This window comes from Xanthobacter pollutisoli, from assembly GCF_040044995.1.
Lineage (GTDB): Bacteria > Pseudomonadota > Alphaproteobacteria > Rhizobiales > Xanthobacteraceae > Xanthobacter.
In genome coordinates, this window is record NZ_JBDZDP010000052.1 from 1 (window position 1) to 6,309 (window position 6,309).

At 63.7% G+C, this 6,309-nt stretch carries 5 protein-coding genes and 2 pseudogenes; 5 read left to right on the plus strand and 2 right to left on the minus strand.

Annotated features, from left to right (window positions below):
• Window positions 1-255: 255 nt before the first annotated feature.
• Window positions 256-1,017, minus strand: a complete 762-nt coding sequence (locus ABLE93_RS26575; protein WP_348842674.1) for a glucose 1-dehydrogenase — start codon at window positions 1,015-1,017, stop codon at window positions 256-258.
• A 259-nt stretch (window positions 1,018-1,276) separates the two neighbouring features.
• On the opposite strand from ABLE93_RS26575, the pseudogene ABLE93_RS26580 reads away from it, so the two are divergent.
• From ABLE93_RS26580 to ABLE93_RS26600, 5 genes and pseudogenes are all read left to right on the plus strand, one after another.
• Window positions 1,277-1,633: pseudogene (locus ABLE93_RS26580) on the plus strand (transposase); the annotation flags it as partial.
• 294 nt (window positions 1,634-1,927) lie between these two features.
• A complete protein-coding gene (locus tag ABLE93_RS26585; RefSeq protein ID WP_348842363.1) occupies window positions 1,928-3,136 on the plus strand; it encodes a CaiB/BaiF CoA transferase family protein in 1,209 nt (402 codons plus the stop codon).
• Window positions 3,137-3,215: 79 nt separating this feature from the next.
• A pseudogene (locus ABLE93_RS26590) lies at window positions 3,216-3,572 on the plus strand (transposase); the annotation flags it as partial.
• 306 nt (window positions 3,573-3,878) lie between these two features.
• Window positions 3,879-5,081 (plus strand): phenylacetate--CoA ligase family protein, encoded by a 1,203-nt coding sequence (locus tag ABLE93_RS26595; protein ID WP_348842675.1) that lies wholly within the window; start codon window positions 3,879-3,881, stop codon window positions 5,079-5,081.
• A 109-nt stretch (window positions 5,082-5,190) separates the two neighbouring features.
• Window positions 5,191-5,916, plus strand: a complete 726-nt coding sequence (locus ABLE93_RS26600) for a TetR/AcrR family transcriptional regulator (protein ID WP_348842676.1) — start codon at window positions 5,191-5,193, stop codon at window positions 5,914-5,916.
• A 57-nt stretch (window positions 5,917-5,973) separates the two neighbouring features.
• Here the strand turns inward: ABLE93_RS26600 and ABLE93_RS26605 are convergent, their stop codons facing one another.
• A complete protein-coding gene (locus ABLE93_RS26605; RefSeq protein WP_348842677.1) occupies window positions 5,974-6,288 on the minus strand; it encodes a hypothetical protein in 315 nt (104 codons plus the stop codon).
• Window positions 6,289-6,309 lie beyond the last annotated feature (21 nt).

Sequence of the window (6,309 nt, forward strand, 5' to 3'; positions counted from 1 at the left end):
CCTCCTCGTCCATCCGCGTCGACATGGCTTCTGGTCTCCGAATCAGTCGGAGGCCTATGAATCATGCCGGATTCGGCAGGGGAATACCTGAGCGAGATTCAATCGCGATTTCGTCCACACTGCCTAGTGGGTGTATGCCTTAACCGGATAGGCACGCAATAAAGAAAAGGCCGCACTTTGGACGCGGCCAGTTGGGGAGGTAACACTGGTCGCGGAATGGCGGCAATGCCTCGTGACAGACATTGCCGCCACCGGTCAGCCATGCATCGACAAGCCGCCCGAAACCGATATGACCTGGCCGGTGATGAAACCTGCGTCGTCAGACGCCAGGAAGCAGATGATCCCGGGATAGTCGCTGGGCTGAGCCAGACGTTTCATCGGGATGGCCCGCTTGAGGCCCTCGGCGATCTTCTCCCCGGCCTCGCCCTGGGCAACCTGGGCAAAAAGCGGGGTGTCGGTCGGGCCGGGCGCGACGGCGTTCAGCTGGATGCCCTTGCGCGCCAGTTCACGTGCCACGGTCTTGGTAAAAGAAATGATACCGCCCTTGCAGGCGGAGTAAACCGCTTCTCCGGACGAACCGACGCGACCGGCATCAGAGGCAATGTTGATCACGCGACCGCCGCCATTCCTGACCATGCCTGGCAGCACTGCGTGATGCATGTTCAGAGGGCCATAGAGGTTGATGTCGATGACCTTTTTCCAAAGCTCTTCGTCCGTATCGAGGAACGGTTTGATCACATCCCATCCGGCATTGTTTACCAATGCGTCGATCGGGCCGCCCGCCTCGAATTCTGCCACGGCCTTGTCGACCTGCGCGCGATCGGTGATGTCCGCCTTGAAGGCTTGCGCCTTCCCTCCCGCGTCCTTGATCAGGCGCGCCGTTTCCTGCGCGCCCTCTTCGTTCAGATCGAATACAGCAACTTCGGCACCTTCTTCTCCGAACCGTTGGCAAACCGCGCGACCGATACCGCTGCCGCCTCCGGTCACGATGACACGTTTTCCACTCAAGCCTCGCATGGGCCGGGCCTCCTCTTAAGCCATTTATCCCTGCACCAGGATCAAAAACTTGATTCGAGATGCGCTTCGTGCATTCTGACGCTTGTTAGAATTATTGCAATGGATATGGGTGAAGCAAGCCGCTACCCCTCGCGCCGTGACAAGGCTGGTTGAGAGATGACGCAAACTGAATTCGGGTTGAGGGCACCTCGAAAAATGTCGCGCACTGGGCGGATTCCGGTAAAATTTGTAGTGTGGGCAGTATGACCGGGAGGTGCTGATGGGCCAGATGGGCTTCTTCGATGTCCCGAAGCGCTATGCCGGGCTGGACGCGAAGGCGGACCCGCTGGTGAAGCTGAACGCGATGGTGCCCTGGACGGATTTCCGGCCCCGGCTGGAGGCGGTGTGGCGGCGTCCGCCGGAGGCGCGGAAGTCCAAGGCGGGGCGCAAGCCCTGGGACGCGGTCGTGATGTTCAAGGCGCTCGTGCTGTGCGAGCTGTACAACCTCTCCGACGAGCAGTTCGAGTATCAGCTGCGCGACCGGCTGTCGTTCATGCGCTTCTTGGGGCTGGGTCTGGAGGATCCGGTGCCGGACGCCACGACGGTCTGGCAGTACCGCGAGCAGATCGCGCGCGCCAAGGCGCGGATCGGGCTGAAGAACCTGGCCTACAACATGCGCCGGGCGGTGCAGCTGGACGGGCTGGCCGTCGCCCGCGCCCCGACGTGACCGGTTCGGCTACAGGAGAAGTGCGTCCGGAGAGGAGCTGAACAGCTAAAAACAACCGAAAAGCGCCGCCGAGCGGCGCCCAATCAGGGGCGCTCCGCGGTCACCGGTCCTCTTGATCGTCCAGAAGTGGCCGAGAAGCCGTATTTATCGAGGTGCCCATATGTTAGATAATGGTTGCCTGAGTATCGGGCAAAAGGTGACAGCATGCATGAACCGCTTGAAAGTTTGCGCATTGTCGAACTTGGGCATGTTATAGCGGGGCCGCTTTCTGCCACGCTGCTGTCCGATTTCGGCGCGGAGGTCATCAAGATCGAAGCGCCCGGTCACACGGATATGATGCGCGATCTTGGTCCGAAAGCCGAGGACGGGGTTGGTACCTGGTGGAAAACCCTTGGCCGCAACAAGAGAATCCTGAGCCTGAACTGGAAGAGCCCGGAAGGCCGTGATGTGCTGCGCAGAATTGTGGAAACCGCAGATGTCCTGATAGAAAATTTCAGACCCGGTGTGCTGGAGCGTGCGGGTATCGGTCCGCAACAACTGCATGAATGGAACCCCGACCTCGTGATCCTGCGCGTGTCGGGCTATGGGCAGGATGGGCCAATGCGTGAAAAGCCTGCCTTCGGGCGTGCGGCCGAAGCGATGAGCGGACTGGCCCACCTGACGGGCTTTCCGGACGGCCCGCCCATGCATCCCGGGTTTCCTGCCGCAGACAGCACGACCGGGTTGATGGGCGCTTTGGGAATCATGTTTGCCCTCTTTGCGCGTGAAAAAGGGCTGGCGCGCGGTCAGGTGGTCGACCTTGCGGTTTTCGAGGCGCTTCTGCGGTTGATGGATTATCCCGTGCCCGTTCTGACGGGCGCAAGGCTTTCGCCTCGTCGCAACGGTTTGCGTCAACCGATGGACTTTGCTCCCGGCGGGATGTTTCGCACATCAGACGGGGTATGGCTGACGGTCTCGGCAGGCAGCGCGGAAACAGCGCGGCGCCTGTTGCGGGCCGTCGGAGGTGACATGCTGGCCGATGACCCGCGATTTGCCACCCTCGGCCAGATGTCGCAGCATATGGCCGAGGTGTTCGATGCGATCAACGACTTCGTCACCGCACGCACATTGCAACAGGTCGAAGAGGAATTCGCCCGACATGACGCGGTTGCGGCGCGGGTTCTGAGCGTTGAGGAAATCACGACGAATGAGCAGATCCTTCACCGCGGCGACATCGTTTCCGTCGAGGATGAACAAACGCAGGTCGTCGGGCCGATCCCACATCTGAGCGCCACGCCGGGCCAGGTCCGTTGGCTGGGGCGTCCGCCTGGTGCCGACACAACTGAAATTCTGCGTGATCTTGGATTTGAAGATGCCGATATCGCTGCTCTGCGCAAGGCCGGGCATTTGGGGCGGACAGGCGAGGAGGAGTAATGGGCACCTCGAAAAATGTCGCGCACTGGGCGGGTTCCGGTAAAATTTGTAGTGTGGGCAGTATGACCGGGAGGTGCTGATGGGCCAGATGGGCTTCTTCGATGTCCCGAAGCGCTATGCCGGGCTGGACGCGAAGGCGGACCCGCTGGTGAAGCTGAACGCGATGGTGCCCTGGACGGATTTCCGGCCCCGGCTGGAGGCGGTGTGGCGGCGTCCGCCGGAGGCGCGGAAGTCCAAGGCGGGGCGCAAGCCCTGGGACGCGGTCGTGATGTTCAAGGCGCTCGTGCTGTGCGAGCTGTACAACCTCTCCGACGAGCAGTTCGAGTATCAGCTGCGCGACCGGCTGTCGTTCATGCGCTTCTTGGGGCTGGGTCTGGAGGATCCGGTGCCGGACGCCACGACGGTCTGGCAGTACCGCGAGCAGATCGCGCGCGCCAAGGCGCGGATCGGGCTGAAGAACCTGGCCTACAACATGCGCCGGGCGGTGCAGCTGGACGGGCTGGCCGTCGCCCGCGCCCCGACGTGACCGGTTCGGCTACAGGAGAAGTGCGTCCGGAGAGGAGCTGAACAGCTAAAATGCAACCGAAAAGCGCCGCCGAGCGGCGCCCAATCAGGGGCGCTCCGCGGTCACCGGTCCTCTTGATCGTCCAGAAGTGGCCGAGAAGCCGTATTTATCGAGGTGCCCTTATATTCATGAAAAGCACGTTGCGGCCTCGGGCAGGCCCGCACGGGGAGGATGAAGATGACAAGCGCCGACGATTTCTACGACGCTCGCGACGCACAGCCGTGCGCGGCGAGGCTGGAGAGCCTGCTTGACCACACCGCAGCCGTGCTCGCTCTCGGGGGTGAGCGGTCACGTCGGTTCGACCTCGCCGCGCTGGGGGCCTTGCCGATCCTGCGGAAAGCGGCCCTTCCCGGCCTCCAGGCGAGCGCGCCGCCGTTCGGGGACCTCGTCAAGCAGCCGGCGGCGCTGTTCCCGCGCCTGTTCCTGTCGCCGGGCCCCATCTGCGAACCGCAGCTTTCCGTCCCGGACGGCTCCAACGCGGCCCGGGCCCTGCACGCCGCGGGGTTCCGCACCGGGCAGATCGTTTTGAACACCTTCAACTATCACCTCACCCCGGGTGGCTTTCTCATGGACGAAGCCGCGCGCGCGCTCGGCTGCGCGGTGATTCCCGCAGGGAGCGCAGGGACGGAGCAACTGCTTCAGGTCATGGCTCGGTACCGGCCCGAAGCCTATGCGGGCACGGCGGACCATCTCAACATCATCGCGCGGGCCGCCGACGCCGCCGGCATCGACTTCACCATCGCGCGCGCGGTGGTGTCGGGGGCCGCCGTCGCGCCGTCGCTGCGCTCGGCGTTCCGGGATCGCGGCGTTGCCGTCTTTGAGCTCTACGGCACCGCCGAGCTCGGCATCGTCGCCTATGAGACCTCGGCGCACGACGGGCTGGTGGTCAACGAGGATCTCCTGGTCGAGATCATCGACCCGGTCACTGGACGGGCAGCCGCGGAAGGCGAGGCGGGCGAGATCGTCGTGACCCGTCCCGACCCGCGCTATCCATTGATCCGCTTCGCCACCGGCGATCTCTCCGCCGTGAAGGCCGGGGCCAGTGGATGCGGGCGGACCGCCATGCGTCTGCGCGGATGGCTCGGGCGCGTGGATGATACCGTCAAGGTCAAGGGCATGTTCGTGCACCCCGCCCAGGTGTCGGAGGTCGCGCGGGCGCATCCCGAGATCGTCCGCGCGCGCTTCGTGGTGTCCCGCGCCGACGAGCGCGACGTGCTCACCCTCGAGGTGGAGGTCGAGGCCCCAGATGCGGGCCTGGAGGCGCGCATGGCCGAGACGCTGCGCGCCGTCACCCGACTTGGCGGCGTGGTGTGCCTGCTGCCGCCGGGCGCCGTCCCCGCGGATGATCGCCGCATCGTCGATACCCGGCGCTACGACTGACGGGACGCCGTGCGGGCGAGTTTGCCTTTCGTTCCCGCATGCCTATGAAACGCGTCAGGGTGTTTCGAGGCGATGCCCTGGCGGACCGCGGAAGCTGGAAGGATACAGGATGGGAAAGGCAGCGACGCAGGAAAAGACGAGGACGCGGCGTCACGCCAACCGGCTGCCGCCCGAGAAGCGGATTTCCGACATCATGATCGCGGCCCGGCAGGTCTTCACGGAGCGTGGCTATGACGATGCCCTCATCTCCGAGATCGCGGAACGGGCCGGCGTGGTGGAGGGCAGCATCTACCGCTTCTTCACCAACAAGCGCGACCTGCTCGTGAAGGTGGTGGAGAGCTGGTATGAGGAGATGCTGGAGGAAGACCAGGCGCAATTCGCTGCGGTTCGGGGGACCTGGAACCAGATCCGCTTCGTGGTGGTTCAGCACCTCTATTCGATCCGGCGCGAGCCTGGGTTGAGCCGCCTCGTTTTCCAGAAGCTGCGCTCCGAGCCGAGCTATCGGGAGACCCGCGTCTTCCAGCTCAATCAGTCCTACACGCACCGTATCGTCGACATCGTGCGCGCCGCTGTCGCCGCGGGAGAGTTCCGATCGGATGTGGCGCCGGGCCTCGTGCGCGACCTCATCTTCGGCGGCGTCGAGCACCGTACCTGGGCCTTCCTGCGCAACGAAGGGGACTTCGATCCGGTCGCGCTCGCCGACGATCTCACGAACATGGTCTGCCGGGCGCTTTCCGTGCCCGGGGAGGCGGCGTCCGATCATCTCGACGCTGCCGCCAATCGTTTGGAAAAGGTTGCGGAGCGCCTGGAGCGCCTAGCGGGCCTCGCCCGATAGTGCTGATCACCACGTGTACGCCATAGCGCTACCATAGGCGATGAATGTGAACTCCGTTCACGCTTGTAATGCGTTTACAATGCATAATGTACGCTTCGTGAAACCGGTTAGCTCGGTCGGGTCGATCTGATCCGGCGTAGCATCGGCCATGTTCTCCCCGTGATGATACTGGCTCGTATAGCGCTTCGCGCCACCGCTGCGCGGCTTACGGCCTTGACCGGCTGTCCCCGGCCCGGCAGCGGCTCCCCATGAAGGTAAGGATGATTGTAAGCATGCGCCGTAGGCCGCCTTGTTGAGAAGCATTTCAGCGTTCAGCTTTTCGCGTTCGTAGTCCGGCAGCAATGCCGGCAGCGGTGCTGGAGAGCTTTGCATGGATGATGAGACTTATGTCCG

What these genes read in the sequence shown, in the direction of transcription:
- ABLE93_RS26605 (WP_348842677.1), bottom strand. Translation starts at nt 6,288, where the DNA reads ATGCAAAGCTCTCCAGCACCGCTGCCGGCATTGCTGCCGGACTACGAA.
- ABLE93_RS26575 (WP_348842674.1), bottom strand. Translation starts at nt 1,017, where the DNA reads ATGCGAGGCTTGAGTGGAAAACGTGTCATCGTGACCGGAGGCGGCAGC.
- ABLE93_RS26600 (WP_348842676.1), top strand. Translation starts at nt 5,191, where the DNA reads ATGGGAAAGGCAGCGACGCAGGAAAAGACGAGGACGCGGCGTCACGCC.
- ABLE93_RS26585 (WP_348842363.1), top strand. Translation starts at nt 1,928, where the DNA reads ATGCATGAACCGCTTGAAAGTTTGCGCATTGTCGAACTTGGGCATGTT.
- ABLE93_RS26595 (WP_348842675.1), top strand. Translation starts at nt 3,879, where the DNA reads ATGACAAGCGCCGACGATTTCTACGACGCTCGCGACGCACAGCCGTGC.